The 18,601-nt window shown below is 44.2% G+C and carries 16 protein-coding genes; all 16 read left to right on the top strand.

The window, feature by feature from the left end:
• Positions 1-965: AAA family ATPase (locus RYK49_RS02230; protein ID WP_314864727.1), on the top strand; the 965-nt coding region annotated here is incomplete at its 5' end.
• Between the two features lie 148 nt (positions 966-1,113).
• A complete protein-coding gene (locus tag RYK49_RS02235) occupies positions 1,114-1,596 on the top strand; it encodes a hypothetical protein (protein ID WP_314831105.1) in 483 nt (160 codons plus the stop codon).
• A gap of 32 nt (positions 1,597-1,628) precedes the next feature.
• Positions 1,629-1,955, top strand: a complete 327-nt coding sequence (locus RYK49_RS02240; protein ID WP_314864836.1) for an isochorismatase family protein — start codon at positions 1,629-1,631, stop codon at positions 1,953-1,955.
• Between the two features lie 307 nt (positions 1,956-2,262).
• Positions 2,263-4,020: a glycoside hydrolase family 13 protein gene (locus tag RYK49_RS02245; protein WP_314864729.1), complete on the top strand. Its 1,758-nt coding sequence runs from the start codon at positions 2,263-2,265 to the stop codon at positions 4,018-4,020.
• 123 nt (positions 4,021-4,143) lie between these two features.
• Positions 4,144-4,380 (top strand): AbrB family transcriptional regulator, encoded by a 237-nt coding sequence (locus tag RYK49_RS02250; protein ID WP_314831103.1) that lies wholly within the window; start codon positions 4,144-4,146, stop codon positions 4,378-4,380.
• A complete protein-coding gene (locus tag RYK49_RS02255) occupies positions 4,377-4,787 on the top strand; it encodes a type II toxin-antitoxin system death-on-curing family toxin (protein WP_314831102.1) in 411 nt (136 codons plus the stop codon). Before RYK49_RS02250 ends, RYK49_RS02255 begins: the two co-directional genes overlap by 4 nt.
• Positions 4,788-4,816: 29 nt before the next feature.
• Entirely contained in the window at positions 4,817-5,389 is a 573-nt protein-coding gene (locus RYK49_RS02260; RefSeq protein ID WP_314831101.1) for a ClbS/DfsB family four-helix bundle protein, read from the top strand.
• A gap of 2 nt (positions 5,390-5,391) precedes the next feature.
• Positions 5,392-6,237, top strand: a complete 846-nt coding sequence (locus tag RYK49_RS02265; RefSeq protein ID WP_314831100.1) for a DUF4300 family protein — start codon at positions 5,392-5,394, stop codon at positions 6,235-6,237.
• Between the two features lie 46 nt (positions 6,238-6,283).
• On the top strand, positions 6,284-6,595 hold the full coding sequence (locus tag RYK49_RS02270; RefSeq protein ID WP_314831099.1) for a hypothetical protein: 312 nt from the start codon (positions 6,284-6,286) through the stop codon (positions 6,593-6,595).
• Between the two features lie 201 nt (positions 6,596-6,796).
• A complete protein-coding gene (gene rexB / locus RYK49_RS02275; RefSeq protein ID WP_314831098.1) occupies positions 6,797-10,078 on the top strand; it encodes an ATP-dependent nuclease subunit B in 3,282 nt (1,093 codons plus the stop codon).
• Complete coding sequence (gene addA / locus RYK49_RS02280) at positions 10,075-13,749, top strand: helicase-exonuclease AddAB subunit AddA (RefSeq protein WP_314831097.1); 3,675 nt, start codon at positions 10,075-10,077, stop codon at positions 13,747-13,749. Before rexB ends, addA begins: the two co-directional genes overlap by 4 nt.
• A 33-nt stretch (positions 13,750-13,782) precedes the next feature.
• Positions 13,783-14,088 (top strand): DUF4298 domain-containing protein, encoded by a 306-nt coding sequence (locus RYK49_RS02285; RefSeq protein ID WP_061595127.1) that lies wholly within the window; start codon positions 13,783-13,785, stop codon positions 14,086-14,088.
• Positions 14,089-14,561: 473 nt separating this feature from the next.
• Positions 14,562-15,620, top strand: a complete 1,059-nt coding sequence (gene hisC, locus RYK49_RS02290; protein ID WP_314831096.1) for a histidinol-phosphate transaminase — start codon at positions 14,562-14,564, stop codon at positions 15,618-15,620.
• A 55-nt stretch (positions 15,621-15,675) separates the two neighbouring features.
• Positions 15,676-16,665, top strand: coding sequence for an ATP phosphoribosyltransferase regulatory subunit (locus RYK49_RS02295; RefSeq protein ID WP_314831095.1), 990 nt, complete (start codon positions 15,676-15,678; stop codon positions 16,663-16,665).
• Entirely contained in the window at positions 16,662-17,306 is a 645-nt protein-coding gene (gene hisG / locus RYK49_RS02300; protein WP_314831094.1) for an ATP phosphoribosyltransferase, read from the top strand. Before RYK49_RS02295 ends, hisG begins: the two co-directional genes overlap by 4 nt.
• The gene (gene hisD / locus RYK49_RS02305) at positions 17,303-18,595 is read left to right on the top strand and encodes a histidinol dehydrogenase (RefSeq protein ID WP_314831093.1); all 1,293 of its coding nucleotides are present in this window, start codon (positions 17,303-17,305) and stop codon (positions 18,593-18,595) included. The genes hisG and hisD overlap by 4 nt, the downstream gene beginning before the upstream one ends.
• The last annotated feature ends 6 nt before the right edge of the window (positions 18,596-18,601 follow it).

Genomic DNA, 18,601 nt, shown 5'->3' on the forward strand with positions numbered 1-18,601 from the left:
AATCTGATTTAGATGAGATAAGATTTGCAAAAGATCGCCTATTCTCTGATATCTCCGGTCTAGAAAAAATTGTTGTGGATGACTCTGTAAAGGATGTCGGAGGACTTGAGGGATTAAGGAAGTGGCTTAATGAAAAGAAAGAACTGCTGACTCCCGAAAAGAAAGATATGTTACGTGAGAAAGGTTTGCACCCCCCTAGAGGAATACTCCTAGTAGGTGTTCCTGGATGTGGAAAATCTTTATCTGCTAAATCAATTTCTGCTAACTGGAAACTTCCATTATATCGTTTAGATTTCGCAACGGTTCAGGGAAGTTATGTAGGTCAGTCTGAACAACAACTCAAAGATGCTCTAACTACTGCTGAGAATGTATCTCCGTGTATTTTATGGATTGATGAAATAGAGAAAGGACTATCAGGGGCTACTGGTGGGGCTAATGATGGCGGTGTATCTACTCGTATGGTTGGTCAATTCTTATTCTGGATGCAAGAATGCAAAAAACAAGTTTTTGTAGTTGCAACAGCTAATGATGTATCTATGCTCCCATCAGAACTTCTCCGCCGAGGAAGATTTGATGAGCTATTCTTTGTTGATTTACCTACCACAGATGAGCGCAAAGAAATACTTGCTTTGTATTTTAAAAAATACTTAAGTCTAGAATTTGAAGGAGATTTTGCTGATAATATCATTCAAATAAGTGATGGTTTCACTGGTGCGGATTTAGAATCGACAGTTAGAGATTTAGCTTACCGAGCTATCGCTAATAATAATTTTATTCTCAATGAAGAGAATATCATGACTGCTTTCAATAATGTAGTCCCACTCTCTCAAACTAGCCCAGAAAAAATTGAGTCTATTAGAGATTGGGGGAAAGAAAGAGCTGTTCCTGCATCTGGGAAACCAATCGGTGGAGAGGGACTTGTTCATAAACAAAGTGGACCTAAAACAAGAAAGGTGCTTGTTTAATAAGTTCATTATTTGGACACGGTAACTGTAGTCTCAGTTTCGTGTCTATTTTTATAATTCCCTAAAATAAAGATTATTTTTTAGAGTACTATTAAAAGGAATTTTAAATTGCAAAATATAATTTATAACACAATAAGGAGAAAAATAGATGCCTAAACCAATGTTAAATCCATCTCAATCCCAAAAACAAACACAAGTAAGCCATATTATGACTTCTAACTTAAAACAACCACAGATAGATAAATTGAGTTTAGATAGGCTTCTAAGAAAATCAAGGTCTAAAGAATATATGTATGCTATTCATCAACTAGATGCAGGAGGACATGTTCATAATCAAAAGGAAGTAAATGAAATCATTAATACAATTAAGTCGGAATTCCCAGATGTGGATATTAATGGAATTCTCCTAGGTTTTGTGGCAAAATGTTATTTAGGAGCACCTTATGAAGCTCATACCCTCGACTTAGTCGGAGAAATCATTGAGCATTATAAACGAGGAGAGACATTACCTAACGGACTAGATAAAGCCAAAAGCATAGCTATACATGGAGGATATGATTTTATCGAAGTTTATACAGATTGTTGTCGAGCAATTAGCTCAAATGGTTCCGTATCAGTAATAAAAGATTAATTGTTCTTTAAATTGATACAAAGGGAGATACAATACCAGAATTATCTGATTACATTATTATCAAGGCTTCCCCTAAAGTTTTTCAAAGTCAAGATCTAAACAATATTTTAACAAAACATCAGGTAGACGAAGTAATTATTACTGGCTTTAATGCTGAGTATTGTTGTCTGTTTATTGCAGTAGTTGCTATAGATAGAGGGTATAAAGTTACATATATTGAAGATCCAACTGCTAGTGTTAATAATGGAGACACATATAAAATGCCAGTATTAGATATTGTTGACTTTGTAGAGTACATATTGGATTGGTCAGGACAGGTTGAGGTTTTATATTTTGAAGAGTTCAAAAACAGAAATTAAATTTTTCTCAGACTTTGTTTACAAAAAAGAAGGAACTGCTTCTTACATAATTGGTAGGAAAAGCTTAAATCGTTATGTAGAGATTTCAAACGATGCGTATGAAATTATTGAATTGATCTTAAAATTAAAGGATTTAGATTTAGTTAAGCAATGTAATAGACTGGTCTCTTTTTAATATTCCCTGATATATCTCCTATTCCTAAAATTGAACAATAGCTTGCAATCATTTTTTTAAAATAGTATACTAGAGTCACGTTATGAAAACGTTTGCTTTAAAGTTAAAAGAGAAATCTAGGAGATGAAAAGTATGGAATTAACAGCCATTTATCATAGACCGGAGTCGGAGTATGCCTACCTTTATAAAGAAGGTCAAGTGCATATCAGAATTAGGACTAAGAAAGATGATGTAGAGAAAATCGTTTTGCACTATGGCGATCCCTTTATTTTTCTTGAGGATTCTTATGAAGATGTGAAAGAGATGGTCAAGGTGACCTCTGATGCCTTATTTGATTATTGGCAAGTAGCTGTCTCTGTGCGCTTTGCTAGGCTCCAGTATCTTTTTGAGCTTGAGGATAAAGAAGGTCAAAGCATCTTGTATGGAGATAAAGGTTTCACTGACAATAGTCCAGAAAACCTTACTTTGGAGGGCAATGGTTTTAAACTTCCTTATATTCATGAGATTGATGGTTGCCAGATTCCTGAATGGGTTTCAAAAACGGTCTGGTATCAGATTTTTCCAGAACGATTTGCTAATGGAAATGCTGAACTTACACCAGAAGGAGCTCTAGATTGGGATTCGTCTATCACGCCTAAAACTACGGATTTCTTTGGTGGAGATTTACAGGGGATTATTGACCATCTGGATTATTTGCAAGGCTTAGGGATTACAGGACTTTATCTTTGCCCTATCTTTGAATCTCCAAGTAATCACAAGTACAATACGACAGATTACTTTGAAATTGATCAACACTTTGGGGACAAGGAGACTTTCCGTCAACTGGTGGAGCAAGCTCATCTGCGTGGCATGAAGGTCATGCTGGATGCAGTTTTCAATCATATTGGCGATCAATCCACTCAATGGCAGGATGTTCTCAAGCATGGTGAAAATTCAGCTTACCAAGACTGGTTCCACATTCAGGAGTTCCCAGTGACGAATGACAAACTTGTGAATCCCAAAGAACTGCCTTATCATACCTTTGCCTTTGCCAGCTATATGCCTAAGTTAAATACGGCAAATCCTGAGGTGAAAGACTATCTCTTAAGCGTTGCGACCTATTGGATTGAACATTTTGATATTGATGCTTGGCGGCTGGACGTGGCCAATGAGGTCGATCACCAATTTTGGCGTGATTTTCGGAAGGCAGTTTTGGCCAAAAAGCCTGACCTTTATATTCTTGGAGAAGTTTGGCATACCTCTCAGCCTTGGTTAAATGGAGATGAGTTTCACGCGGTCATGAACTATCCTCTATCCGATAGTATCAAGTACTACTTTTTGAGCAGGAGCAAGAAGATCAGTCAATTCATATCTGAGATTAACTGCCAGTCCATGTACTACAAGCAGCAGATTTCTGAGGTCATGTTCAATCTCTTGGATTCGCATGATACAGAGCGGATTTTGGCGACTGCCAAGGGTGATATCCAGCTTGTCAAATCCGCACTCGCCTTTCTTTTTTTACAAAGGGGGACGCCTTGTATTTATTATGGGACTGAGCTAGAATTGGGCGGAGGTATGGACCCGGATTGTAGACGGGTCATGCCTTGGGACCAGGTTTCCAATGACAATGATATGTTTAATTTTATGAAGAACTTGATTCAGCTTCGCAAGGAAACTGCGGACATTATTCAGCATGGGAAATTTACCCTAGAAGAAATCGCTCCTGATGTGCTGGCTTTAGAGTGGGAACACAATCATCAAGTAATCCGAGCTGTTTTTAATCAGTCCAAAGAGAATTATCTATTAGACAGAGATTCAGCTGATTTGGTGAGTCATTGCCAAACTGATGACCAGCAACTTGTCATCTTACCAAAGGGGTTTGTAGTTTACTGTGATGAGTCTTGCATTTGAGATGTGTTTAGCGAATATCTTAATCCTATGATGTATTCTAAATAAGATAAGAGAAGTCGAAAGATTATTCTATTTTGTAATTACTGTAATTATCTGTTATAATATCCCTAAGGAGGAAGCAAGATGGCAGTAAAAACTAGAAAACAAGGGAATTCTATAACAATAACGATTCCAAGTGAATTTAATATTCCGAGTGGCGTGCATTACGATTCTAAATTGTTACCGAGTGGCGAAATTGTCTTTACTCCAGAAAAAACTGAAAATCAGGTTACTTATATTTCTGACGAATCTTTTGAATTGGATTTAGATAATATTTTTGATGAATACGATGATATTTTTAAAGCTTTGGTGGAAAAATGACAGTCTATTTAACAGAAAAGCAAATTGCAAAGATTAATACTTTAGTTATTCAGCGCTATTCTCCAAAAGAACAAATCAAGACGATTAGTCCATCAGCACTAAATATGATTGTGAACTTACCTGAACAATTTGTTTTTGGGAAACCTCTTTATCCATCGATTTTTGATAAGGCAACAATTTTATTTGTTCAATTGATAAAAAAACATGTTTTTGCTAGTGCTAATAAACAAACGGCTTTTTATGTTTTAGTAAAATTTTTACGATTAAACGGTTATCATTTTGCTGTTACGCTTGAGGAAGCAGTTGAAATGTGTGTAAGAATAGAGGTTGCATCACTGTCTGAGCAAAATTTAAAAAGCTACTCAAAATGGGTTTCTGAACATTCGTTTCGTAATGATAACGATTAAGCCTTAACTATGCAAAGGAGTGCAATCTTATGCCTAGACCGAAAACTAAAGAAGATTTGATGCTAGCTGCTAAGGAAAACTTTGAGAAGTTACAAACTCTCATTTCCAAATTGTCTGATCAAGAGCTAAATACGCCCTTTGATTTTTCTCGGGATGAAAAGAAGAAAGAGGCCCATTGGAGACGAGATAAAAATCTAAGAGATGTTTTGATTCACCTCTATGAATGGCATCAGCTCTTGTTGAATTGGGTGCATTCCAATCAAAAGGGGCAAGAGCAGTCCTTTCTTCCTGCGCCCTATAACTGGAAGACTTATGGAGAGCTGAATCTGGAATTTTGGAAGAAACATCAGAATACTTCTCTAAAAGAGGCAACTGAGATCTTTCATCAGTCCCATCAAGATGTTTTGCACTTGGCAGACACATTTACAAATGAAGAATTATTTTCAAAAAATGTCTATAAATGGGTTGGAGGGACTGTACTAGGTTCCTATTTTGTAAGTGCTACCTCCAGTCATTATGACTGGGCCATGAAAAAGTTGAAGGCTCATCAAAAAAATGTAAAGCAAAATAGTCAATTGAATACAAATAGTGGAGAGAAATAAGAATGAAGAAATACAGCAAAATAATCATGTCCTGCGCCTGCCTGGCTTTGGCTTTTGGACTGGCAGCATGCAATAGTTCCCAGAAAAATAATCAAACAAGTCAAACTACATCGACTTATTCAAATCTAAACAGTAAAAAGAGCGTCGAAGAAGTCAAGAATTTGTTGGCTGCCAACTTGGATAAAGACAGTGTCGATAACTTTCTCAATCTAGTCAATGACTACAATGGCCTTGTCGGCTCTACTGGATTAAGGGGCGATTTCACTAAGTTTACCAAAACCGAATATGACGTAGAAAAAATCAATCCTTTGTGGCAGGCCAAGAAGGGCGATTTTATCGGGACAAATTGTCGGATTAATACTTACACTTTGCTGAAAAATAGCATCGACATCCCTCAAATAGAAAAAGATGACGAACTCTTGTTCATAGATAATGATTCGATTGACAAGGGCAAGCTCTTTGATGCCAAGGATAAGGAAGAATTTAATATTCTGTTTTCAAGAGTCAAGACTGAAGCGACTCAAGATGTAAAAGTCCACGCTAAGAAGATGGAGGAATACTTCAAACAGTTCAAGTTTAATGAAAAGGCTCGAATGCTCTCTGTCATTGTTCATGACAATCTTGACGGTGATTCTCTCTTTGTAGGTCATGTCGGTGTCTTGGTTCCAGATAAAGATGGCTACTTATTTATCGAAAAGCTGACATTTGAAGAGCCTTATCAGGCAATCAAATTTGCGACCAAGGAAGATGTCTACAAATACTTGCAGACCAAATATAAGGACTACACAGGGGAAGGTTTGGCCAAGCCCTTTATCATGGACAATGATAAGTGGGTAGAGGGTAAGTAGTGTGCTTTAGTTAGCATTAAGAAAATAGAACTGGGAGATTTAGGGTATGGAATTAAATGATTTTACAGAAAAGGAACAGGAGCAGATCAATCAAGGGCTCAGCACTGCAGAAATTTCCGATAAGGAAACTGCTAAAAAGATTTTAGCACTTGTGCCCCAAGAGTGGATTAAGAGGATTCCTTTCTTCGTGAGAGGGCATGCAACGACCAAGACGGTTGAGAGAGTTGCTAAGCAATATCCTGAACTATTCGCTGTTGCTAAGCGGCAAGGCGAACTTCCGGACAAGGAAAGAGAAGAATTGCGCGTGATTATGACAGAGATTTTTGAAGAAAAGATGAATAAGCATAAGATTAAATGAGTTCTTACTTTGAAAGAAGTAAGAGCCTTAGGAAGTCACTGGAAGCAGTGGCTTTTTCATTTGTTTATGGACATGAAGAGGCTAGTTATTAAAGCTCTATTTGGACGTTGAGTTCTAATCGGGCTTTGGGACTATTCTCCATGAGAATTATTGGCAAAAATGGTATAATGTTCCTATATTTTCTAGAGGAAAAGGCAGGCTATGAAATTACTTTATACAGATATTCGCCATTCCTTAACCAAGGTCTTGGTGGCGGAGGCCGAGAGCTTGGTGGCGACCGGTAAGCGAGTCTTTTATATTGCGCCAAATTCGCTTTCTTTTGAGAAGGAGCGGGCGGTTTTGGAGTGCCTGAAGAACAAGGCTTCTTTTGCCATTACAGTGACGCGCTTTGCCCAGATGGCTCGGTATTTTGTCCTCAATGATGTTCGGCAAGGGCAGAGTTTGGACGATATTGGTCTGGGAATGCTGATTTATCGGACCTTGACAGAGTTAGATGATGGAGATCTTAAGGTCTATGGCCGGATTAAGAAGGATCCCCAGTTTATCCAGCAGCTGATGGACCTTTATCATGAACTGCAGACCGCTCAGATGTCCTTTGCGGATTTGGAATTTCTTGAGGAGCCTGAGAAGCGGGAGGATCTGGTCAAGATTTTTACAGCGGTGACTGCTGCTCTGAATAAGGGTGATTTTGATTCATCCTCTCAGATTGCTGCTTTTGCCCAGCATATTCTGTCAGGTGATACAGATGAGGAATTGGAGAATTTAGCCCTGGTCATCGATGGTTTTACTCGTTTTTCTGCTGAAGAGGAATACCTGGTCGGTCTTCTGCATCGAAAAGGTGTGGAGATTGTTATCGGGACCTATGCCAGCCAAAAAGCCTATCGAGCAGCCTTTCGTGAGGGCAATCTCTATCAGGCCAGCGTGGATTTTTTGAGAAAACTGGCCGAGGATTATCAGGTCAAGCCTGACTATATCCCTCATGCAGAAGCAGAAGATGCCTTTGGACGGATTTCCAAGGTCTTGGAGAGTCGTTATGACTTTTCAGAGCCGGCTGTTGAAGTTAGTGAGACAGACCGCTCACAGCTTCAAATTTGGGCTACTATGAACCAGAAAGAAGAGTTGGAGTATGTGGCTAAGTCCATCCGGCAGCGGGTTCATGATGGTGTGCGCTATAAGGATATTCGTCTGCTTTTGGGAGATGTAGAAGCCTACCAGCTTCAACTCAAGACTATTTTTGACCAATACCAGATTCCCTACTATCTGGGGCGGAGTGAGTCGATGGCCCAGCATCCGCTGGTCCAGTTTGTTGAGTCCTTGGAGCGGCTCAAGCGCTATAATTTCCAACTGGAAGACCTGCTCAATCTCTTAAAGACAGCTCTCTACGGAGATTTGACTCAGGAGGAGCTGGATCATTTTGAGCAATATCTGCGCTTTGCGGACATCAAGGGAGCCGGCAAGCTAGCCAAGGATTTCACGGCCAATAGCCAAGGGAAATTTGACCTAGAGCGTCTCAATCACATTCGTCGCCGGGTCATGGCTCCACTGCAAAACTTTTTCAAATCCCGCAGTCAGACGGCGTCAGGGCTCTTAGCTAAGTTTACGGAGTTCGTCCAAGCAGCTCGTTTGTCTGACAATTTGACAGCTCTGCTACAGGGAGCAAGTCAGCAGGAGCAGGAGCGTCATGAGGAAGTCTGGAAGGCTTTCAGCCATGTCTTAGAGCAATTTGCTCAAGTCTTTGTAGATAGCAAGGTCAAACTGGATGATTTTCTAGCCTTGGTCTTATCTGGTATGCTTTTGTCCAACTATCGGACAGTGCCAGCGACGGTAGATGTAGTCAAGGTCCAGTCTTATGACCTGATAGAGCCTTTAGCAGCACCTTATGTCTACGCGATTGGACTGACACAGGAGCGTTTTCCTAAAATCGCGCAAAACAAGAGTCTTCTTAGTGATGAAGATCGGGCTCGGCTCAATGATGCGACGGATTCTCAGGCGGAACTCCAGATTGCCAGCTCTGAGAATCTCAAGAAGAATCGCTATACAGCGCTTTCGTTGATTAATTCTTCTACTAAAGAGCTGGTTTTGTCTGCACCAGCCTTGGTCAATGAAGTAGAGGACAGTATGTCGACTTATCTGCTGGAATTGACTGCAGCTCCGCTTTCCTTGCCCATCATTGTCAAAAAGCCTCAAGCTTCCAGTGACGACATCGGCAGCTACCGAGCTCTCTTGTCTCAAATCATCGAGCTCCACCAAGAGGAGATTGATCGAGAGTGGACAGAAGAGGAGCAGACTTTTTGGGCGGTAGCTGTTCGGGTTCTGCGCAAGAAATTGGCTGCAGAAGGCATCAGCATTCCGCACATCAGCAAGGAACTGAAAACGGAGCCTCTGCAGTCGGAAACTTTGCAAGCCCTCTACCCTCAGGAGCAACCTCTCCGACTGTCGGCGTCTGCCCTCAACGAATATTTCCGGCATCAGTATGCTTATTTTCTCAAGTATGTTCTGCGTCTGCAGGAAGAGTGGACCATTCATCCTGATGCTCGCAGTCATGGGATTTTCCTCCATCGGATCTTTGAAAAGGTCCTGCAGGATGATTCGTCTGCTGATTTTGACCGACGTTTAGCGCAGGCTATGGAAGAGACTAGCCGAGAGGCTGAGTTTGAGAGCATCTACAGTGAGTCAGGCCAAACCCGTTTTGCCCGACAGCTCTTGCTAGATACGGCGCGGGCGACTGGCCGTGTGCTGGCTCATCCAACTGGGATTGAGACCATTGGTGAGGAGACTGGCTTTGGTTCTGCTTCTAAGCCTTTCCTGACCTTGGAAAATGGCAGAGCAGTGACCGTGAGCGGAAAGGTGGACCGGATTGACCGTTTGACCAAGACCGAGAGTCTGGGAGTGGTGGACTATAAGTCCGGCGATATTAAGTTCAGCTTTGAAAAGTTCTTTAACGGACTGAATTCTCAGCTGCCGACCTATCTGGCGGCGATTGAGGAGTTGGCAGACTATCAAGAGGAAAAGGGCACTTTTGGCGCCATGTATTTGCAGATGACCGATCCGATTGTGGCGCTTAAAGATACCAAGACCTTGGCGGATGCAGTCAATCAGTCTATGAAGCCACTCCAGTACAAGGGACTTTTTGTGGCTGATGCTGTCAAGGAGCTTGGTCCGCTCTATGAAAAAAATAAGACAAACTTGCTGAGTCAGGAAGACTTGGACTTGCTACTGACCTACAATGCTTATCTTTATAAAAAAGCTGCAGAAGGCATTCTATCAGGCCATTTTGCGGTCAATCCTTATACAGAGAATGGGCGCAGCATTGCTCCTTATGTAGAGCAGTTTAAGTCCATTACGGGCTTTGAAGCCAATCTCCATCTAGGACAGGCACGTCAGCTGGAAAAGCTTGATACAAGCAAGTTTGATAGGCGGCCGACTGGTGAGAAGTTGCGCCAGGCCTGGCTAGAAAAGATGAGGGAGGAGATGGAAAAATGAAGAGAATTCCTTTTTTAACTACAGAAGAAATTGCTCTTAAGCAAGCCCAAGAAGCTGCTTCGGACAAGCCGCAGAAAAAGACGGCAGAGCAGATTGAGGCCATCTATTCCTCTGGCCAGAATATTCTGGTCTCCGCTTCGGCCGGATCGGGTAAGACCTTTGTCATGGTCCAGCGGATTATAGACCAGATTCTTAGAGGTGTTGCTGTCAGCCAGCTCTTTATCTCGACCTTCACTGTTAAGGCGGCAGGCGAGCTAAAAGAGAGGCTGGAGAAGGAACTGGGGCAGGCCTTGAAGGAGGCCGAGAGTCCTGAACTCAAGCAACATTTGGCCCAGCAATTAGCTGACCTGCCCAATGCGGATATCGGTACCATGGACGCCTTTACCCAGAAAGTGCTTAGTCGTTATGGTTACCTGCTTGGTTTAGCACCGAATTTTCGGATTCTCCAATCTGCCAGTGAGCAGCTGATTCTGCAAAATGAAGTCTTTAGCCAACTATTTGACCGTTACTATGACAGCGAGCGTCAGGCTTTGTTTAGCCGTTTGGTAAAGAACTTTACTGGTAAGCGCAAGGATTTATCAGGCTTTCGGGAGCAAGTTTATCGGATTTACAGTTTTCTGCAGTCAACTAGCAGTCCTCAGCGCTGGCTGGAGGAGACCTTCCTCTATGGTTATGAGCACAGTGACTTTGCAGCAGAGAGAGAAAGGATATTTGACCAAATCAAATCAGCCCTTTGGGAGCTGGAAGCTTTCTTTTCCGCCCATTTGGAGCATGAAGGAAGAGAATTTGCGGGTGCTAAATATCAGGAAAATGTCCAAAATGCTCTGACCCTTTTATCAGGCTTGAATGAGCTGTCCTCGATAGAAGAAACAGCTCAGGTTCTCAAACAGATTGTGGCACTTTCCCAACTGTCCAATGGCCAGGCCTTTACAGCTCGGGTTGGCAAGAATGCAGATGAGCTCAAAAAAGAGATGGCCAAGGACTACAATGAGGCCAGGAAGCCTATGATTGAGCGGCTGCGAAGCTTTGACCAGCAGCTTTATCAACTGGACTTTATTGAGCAGCATCAGGATGAGTGTCTGCCTCTGGTTGAGTTTCTGCGGGACTTTGTGGCGGACTTTGCACAGGCTTACTTGGAGCGTAAGAAAGCAGAAAATGCCTTTGAATTTGGTGACATCAGCCATTTTGCTATTGAGATTTTAGAGACATTCCCAGAGGTGCGTCGCTTTTATCAGGAACGCTACCACGAGGTCATGGTGGATGAGTATCAGGATACCAACCACACGCAGGAGCGCATGCTGGACTTGCTGTCAAGAGGGCAAAATCGCTTTATGGTGGGCGATATCAAGCAGTCTATCTACCGTTTCCGTCAAGCTGACCCACAGATTTTTAGCGATAAATTTAAGGCCTATCAAGAGGATAGCAGCCAGGGCAAGCTAATCGTCCTTAAGGAAAATTTCCGCAGTCATCTTGAGGTGCTGGAAGCGACCAACGATGTTTTTAAACGCCTGATGGATGAAGAAGTTGGGGAAATTGACTACAATGAAACCCACTATTTGGTGGCGGGAAATCCAGCCAAACGTGAGCCTAATCCAGCTAACCGCGCTTCTTTCTTAATCTATGAAGGCTCTAAGGAGAGTCCGGAAGAGGAGGCTGATGAGGGCTTGCCACAGGCAGTATCAGCTGGGGAAGTGGACCTAGTCATCAATGAAATCATTCGCCTGCACAATGAAGAAGGAGTGGCTTTTAAAGATATCACGCTGCTGACGGCATCCAGAACCCGAAATGATTTGATTTTAGCTGCCTTTGAGCAGCACCAGATTCCGCTGGTACCAGATGATGGTTCAGCAAACTATCTGCAGTCGGTTGAGGTCTTAGTCATGCTGGATACCCTTCGGACTATCAATAATCCGCTGAATGACTATGCCTTGACCGCCCTTCTTAAGTCTCCTATGTTTGACTTTGGTGAGGACGAGCTGGCTCGGCTGTCCCTGCAGGCCAGTCAAGAGCGTTCTCAGGAAAATCTCTATGAAAAATTGCTCAATGCCCTTGAAGGTAGAGGTTTGCACCCTGCTTTAGTCACCCAGGAACTGCAGAAAAAATTGCAGCATTTCCATGAGACCCTACAAAGCTGGCGGGCCTACTCCAAGACGCATTCCCTGTATGATTTGATTTGGAAGATCTACCAGGACCGTTTCTACTATGACATGGTGGGAACTCTGGCCAATGGTGCCCAGAGACAGGCCAATCTCTATGCCCTATCTTTGCGGGCTAATGAGTATGAAAAGTCTAGCTTTAAAGGTCTCTCTCGCTTTATCGGGATGATAGACCGTATCTTGGAAAATCAGCATGATCTAGCCAGTGTGCCAGTGGCGGCGCCTAAGGACGCTGTTCGCCTCATGACCATTCATAAGAGTAAGGGACTGGAGTTCAAGTATGTCTTTCTACTTAATATGGACAAGGCCTTCAACCGTCAGGATAGCAGCTCTGCTATTATCCTTAGCCGGACCAAGGGAGTTGGCATCAAGTATGTGGCGGATGTATCGGTGTTTGTGGAAGATCCCTATGCACCGAATCAGCTGCGAATTTCCATGGATACGCTGCCTTATCAGCAGAATCTAGCGGAGCTGCAGTTGGCTAGTCTGTCTGAGCAGATGCGCTTGCTTTATGTGGCCATGACGCGGGCTGAAACCAAGCTCTATCTGGTCGGAAAGGGCAGTCAAGAGGTTTTGGATAAGCGTCAGTGGGGCAAGAGCCAACAAGGGCGTTTGTCTGCCAGTCTGCGCAGCCAGCTCAGTAATTTCCAAGAATGGCTCTATGCCATTCAGGCTGTTTTTTCCGATGAGAATCTTGCCTACGTGACCCGTTTTGTCACTGATGAGGAGCTAACTGCTGAAGAGATAGGGCAGATTAATGAGCCTATGCTCTTTCCAGCGGATGATTTGGCAGATAATCGTCAGTCGGATGACATCCGTCGGGCTCTGGATATTTTAGAAAGCGTGGACCAGCTGAATAGCCAGTACCGATCTGCTATTGAGCTGCCTAGTGTGCGGACACCTAGTCAGATTAAGAAGTTTTATGAGCCAATCATGGATACGGATGGTCTGGATATTATGGATGAGCGAGCAGCTTTTCGGCCGCAGCATAGCTTTGAGTTGCCTGATTTTGGCAAGAAAGCCAAAGTGACTGGGGCGCAAGTCGGCAGTGCCGTTCATGAGCTCATGCAGCGGATTCCTTTGGATAGCCGTCCCAGCATGGCTGTACTTCGTTCTGCTTTGGCTCAGGTTCAGGCCGATGAAGCGGTCAAAAAGCAGATTCAGCTGTCTAAGATTGCATCGTTTTTCGAGACGGATTTGGGACGTCTCTTGATTGAGAATAGTGATAGAGTGCGTCGAGAAGCACCATTTGCCATGCTCAAGAGGGATGGCGCTAGCGGTCAGGAATTTGTTTTGCGGGGGATTTTGGATGGTTACCTGCTTTTTGAGGATCGGATAATTCTCTTTGATTACAAGACGGATAAATATAAGGATTCATCTGAGTTGATTGCTCTCTACCATGGCCAGCTAGACTTATATGCTCAAGCTCTCAGCCGTTCTTATGGTATTTCTCAGATTGAAAAATATTTGATTTTGCTAGGCGGTGAGCAGCTGCAGGTGGTTAGGGTGGATTGATTAGTTTGTCATGTCCAGAAAGGAAGGAAAGCTGTGGAACAGTTAGAACGCATTCAAAAAATGGAAAAGCACCTGAATAAATATTCTCAGGTATTGGCAAGAGCCCAGGAAGCTTTAGCTGAGCTGGAGCGCTGCCAGTCAGATTATATCCAGCTGAGGGACTACTATACTGATCAGGAGTTTTTTGATGATTTAGAATTCTCGAATGGACCAGATTTCCCTGAAAATATAGCTTGCGGCGTCTTAAGCGAAGATGCTGTCTATGACCTGATGGGGGAGCATTTTGAAACAGCAATTAATCTGTTGGATTTGTCTAGCTCTATGCTGAAAGAACGTTAATTCATTTAGAAAGAAAAAAATAATTAATTTTTTTCAATTTTCCTCTTGCTTTTTAATAAAAATTCATGTAGAATAATCAACAATAAATTGAAAGCGATGAGAGAAAAAGTCTAAGACAAGAAACAGAGAGTGCCTAATGGTGAGACGGCATGCAATCCTTAGACGACACATTCTTGAGTGCGGATGCGAAATCAGTCAGCAGTCTGAGACTAGTGTCCGACGGCTGATTGCCGTTATCAATCTGGAGTCCCGTACTCCCAGAGGGTCCTCAGGCGACTGAGGGCTGAATAAAGGTGGAACCGCGTGTCAACGTCCTTGCAAAGTTTTTTTGCGAGGGCTTTTTATTATATTTAAACTAGAAGATTCCCCTATTTTCCTTTACTAAAGCGGTAAATTTCGTCTTTCATTTATTAGAAGTTCTAAAAGATAATCAGAGTCAGATAATGGCTAGTGTGTGAAAGAGAGGTGGCAAGATGGTTAAGCTAAAAGGTCTCAGGCAGATCAATCCCTATGTAGCGGGGCAGCAGCCCAATGAGCCAGACATGATTAAGCTCAATACCAATGAAAATGCTTATGGGCCGAGTCCTAAGGTGGCAGAGGCCCTGCAGAACTTTGATGCCCAGGAGTTGCGCAAGTATTCCAGTTTGGATCAGGCGGAGCTCTGTCAGGCTTTGGCGGCAAACTTGGGTGTATCGTCTGACCAGCTCATTATTGGTAACGGCAGTGACGACATCTTGTCCATGGCTTTCCTGGCCTTCTTTAACAGCGGCGAGTCGGTCTTATTTCCGGATTTGACCTATGGTTTTTACAAGGTCTGGGCGGACCTCTACCACGTGCCTTTTCGAGAAATCCCTCTGACAGCTGATTTTGAGGTCCATCCCTCCGACTATTTTGGAGACAATGGCGGCATTATCCTAGCCAATCCTAATGCTCCGACGGGGATTTATCTGCCGCTGGATCAGCTGGAGGAAATTTTGGCGTCCAATCAGGATGTGGTTGTGGTAGTGGATGAGGCCTATATTCACTTTGGCGGTCAATCTGCCCTGTCTTTGCTAGAGACCTATCCCAACCTCTTTATCACACGGACCTTTTCCAAGGATGCGGCCTTGGCTGGTCTGCGGGTAGGCTATGGTATTGGTCATCCAGACTTAATAGCTGTCATGAAAGCCGTTAAGGACTCCATTAATCCTTACTCAGTGGATATGTTAGCAGAGCGCTTAGCCCTTGCGGCAGTAGAGGATTGGGATTATTATCGGGAGACCGGTAGAGCCATTCAAGAGACCCGAGATTGGTTTGCCGGGCAATTGGCTGCGCTGGATTTCCAAGTCCTGCATAGTCAGACCAACTTTGTCCTAGCCCAGCCTACTAGAATTTCTGCAGCAGAGCTTTTCCAGCAGCTAGAGGAGCGTCGGATTTATGTGCGGTATTTTCCAAAAGCAGAACGAATCAAAGACTTTTTACGCATCTCTATCGGACAGCGAGAGGAGATGGAGACTGTCCTGGCAGCTATCAAGGAAATTTGCAGCAGCTGAGAGTTTGACTCAAAGCCAGCCAGTGTAAGAATAGAGCAAGAAAGGAAAGTGGCCTATGAATAAAATCACCCTTCCGATTGGCATGCATGACAAGCTTTTCAAAAGGGCGCGTGTGATTTACGAGATTGAGCGGGACATCAGTGATTTCCTGATGGATCAGGGCTTCAATCGGATTGACACACCGACTTTGGAGCACTTCGAGGTCTTCAGTGACCATGTGGAGCTTCATCATTATCATCTTTTCGATAAAAAAGGCGAGCTATTGGTGCTGAGGCCAGATGTGACCAGCCAGATTGGTCGGGTTATTGCTTCGACCAGGGTTCATACGCCGACCAAGTTTTCCTATTCGGGCAAGGTCTTTCACTATCAAGAAGAGCTGCGTGGTCTTGCCAACGAGCTCAGCCAAGCTGGTATTGAGATTATCGGCTATCCAGCTCGCGAGGCGGTGCTTGAAGCTATCAAGACAGCCAAGCAGTCGCTGGATTTGGCGCAGGTTAAGTCTTATCAGTTCGAGTTTTCCCATGCAGCAATCCTGCAGACAATTCTAGAGAGTCTGGCTTTGGATTCGCAGGAGGAGGCCCAGCTGCTAGATTATATTCGCAAGAAAAACAGGACGGGACTCTTTGAATTTACCCAGACCAGATCAAGTGAGTTTGATGATTTTTTACAGGAGCTGCCTTATCTGTTCGGACCTAGCCAACAGGTTTTAGCTAGGGCTAGAGAGATAGTTGATAACGAGCGGATATTGACGGCTTTAGATGATGTGGAGCAAGTTTTGCAGAGTCTATCAGGCTTGCTGGAGCAGACAACTATGGACTTGGGACAGGTGGCGGCCATGCCTTACTATACCGGCCTGACCTTCAAGGTCTTTGGCGACCGAGTACCAGATGCCTTTCTATCTGGTGGTCGCTATGATCAGCTTTTCAAGCGCTTCGGGGCAGCAGAACTGACAGCTATCGGCTGGTCCCTGGACATTGACAGTGTCTATCAGGCCATTCATGATGACCTGCCTGACGAGGGCGGAAAGGAAGGTGACAGCAGATGAGTCAGATTACCATTGCCCTGACCAAGGGGCGGATTGAGGAAGATACGGTCAAGCTCCTGACCCAGGCTGGCTTTGATATGTCCTTCATGGCAAACAAGGGGCGCAGCTTGATTTTTGAAAGTCCAGACAGTCGCTTTCGCTTTCTTTTGGTCAAAGGGCCTGACGTGACGACCTATGTGCGCCATGGAGTCGCCGATTTGGGCATTGTCGGCAAGGATATTCTCTTTGAGCATCCGACCGGCTATCTGGAGCTGCTGGATCTGAACTTTGGCCTTTGTAAATTCTCACTGGCCTCGGTACCCAGCTATGACCCTCATGATCACAAGCGCAAGCGGATTGCGACCAAGTACCCGACTGTGGCAACTGATTATTTTAATCAAAAGGGGGAAGATGTGGAAATTATCTCCATTCAAGGCAGCGTGGAGATTTCACCGGTGCTGGGCTTGGCGGATGCCATTGTCGACATTGTGGAGACGGGGCATACCTTGTCAGCTAACGGCCTGCTGGTTTTTGAAGACATTTGTCGGGTGTCAGCCCGGCTCATTGCCAATCAGGCTTCCCTGAAAAATAACCCAGATATCATGCCTTTTGTGGCAAAGATTGAATCTCTAGTAGGAAGAAGAGAGGTGGCTTTTAAATGACAATTATCAAACGTTTAAGCGGAAGTAACGAAGAAATTTCACAGATTTTATACGAAGAGCAGCTGCAGCTCAGCCAGCAAAACTTAGATGTGGAAGAAGCGGTGGCTGAGATTATAGAAACGGTCAAACAAGACGGTGACCAAGCTTTAAGAGACTATACCATGCTCTTTGATAAGGTTGAGGTGACAGATTTTGAGATTGGGCAGGAGCTGATTGACCAGGCCTTTGAGGAGATTGATCCAGAGGTCTTGGCCGCCCTGAAAAATGCCCAAGCCAATATCGAATCCTACCACCGCCAGCAGTTGGAGACTGGTTTTGAGGATAGTCCCAGTGAGGGCGTTGTTCGTGGTCAGTTGATTCGGCCGATTGAGCGGGTCGGCACCTATGTACCCGGCGGCACCGCAGCCTATCCTTCCTCCGTTCTCATGAATGTTATTCCAGCCAAGATTGCTGGTGTCAAAGAAATCATCATGATTACACCGCCCCAAGAGCATTTTACGCCAGCGATTTTGGTGGCAGCCAAGCTGGCTGGCGTGGATAGGATTTTCCAAATTGGCGGAGCCCAAGGTGTAGCAGCTTTAGCCTACGGTACTGAGAGCATTCCCAAGGTGGATAAGATAACTGGGCCGGGCAATATCTTTGTGGCTACGGCAAAGAAGATGGTTTATGGTGTCGTGGGAATTGACATGATTGCCGGACCTTCGGAGATTGGAGTCATTGCGGATCGTTCAGCCAGTCCAGTCTATGTGGCAGCTGACCTCCTATCTCAAGCTGAGCACGACAAGCTGGCTCGGGCTATTCTGGTGACCGACTCAGAGGAGCTGGCGGATCAAGTCGAAGCAGAGCTGGACAGACAGCTCAAAGAGCTGCCGCGAGAGGAAATCGCGCGTGCTTCGATTGAGAACAACGGCCGCATTATCCTTGCGCCTTCTAAGGAAGCCATGTTTGAGCTTATGAATCAGGTGGCACCTGAGCATTTGGAAATTGCCATGGATGATGCTTACAGCTATCTAGATCAGGTTGAAAATGCTGGCTCTGTCTTTCTGGGACACTATACCAGTGAGCCGATCGGTGACTACTATGCGGGAGCTAATCACGTTTTGCCGACAACCAGCACTAGCCGTTTTTCATCAGCTCTAGGTGTCTATGACTTCATCAAGCGCATCCAGTACACCCAGTACAGCCGCGCTGCTGTAGGGGCGGCTGACAAGGATATTACCAGTCTGGCCTATGCAGAAGGCCTGCAGGGACATGCTAAGGCCATCGAAGCCCGCAGACAGGAAAAATAAAAGGAG

Origin of the sequence: uncultured Streptococcus sp. (assembly GCF_963525625.1) — a bacterium.
Lineage (GTDB): Bacteria > Bacillota > Bacilli > Lactobacillales > Streptococcaceae > Streptococcus.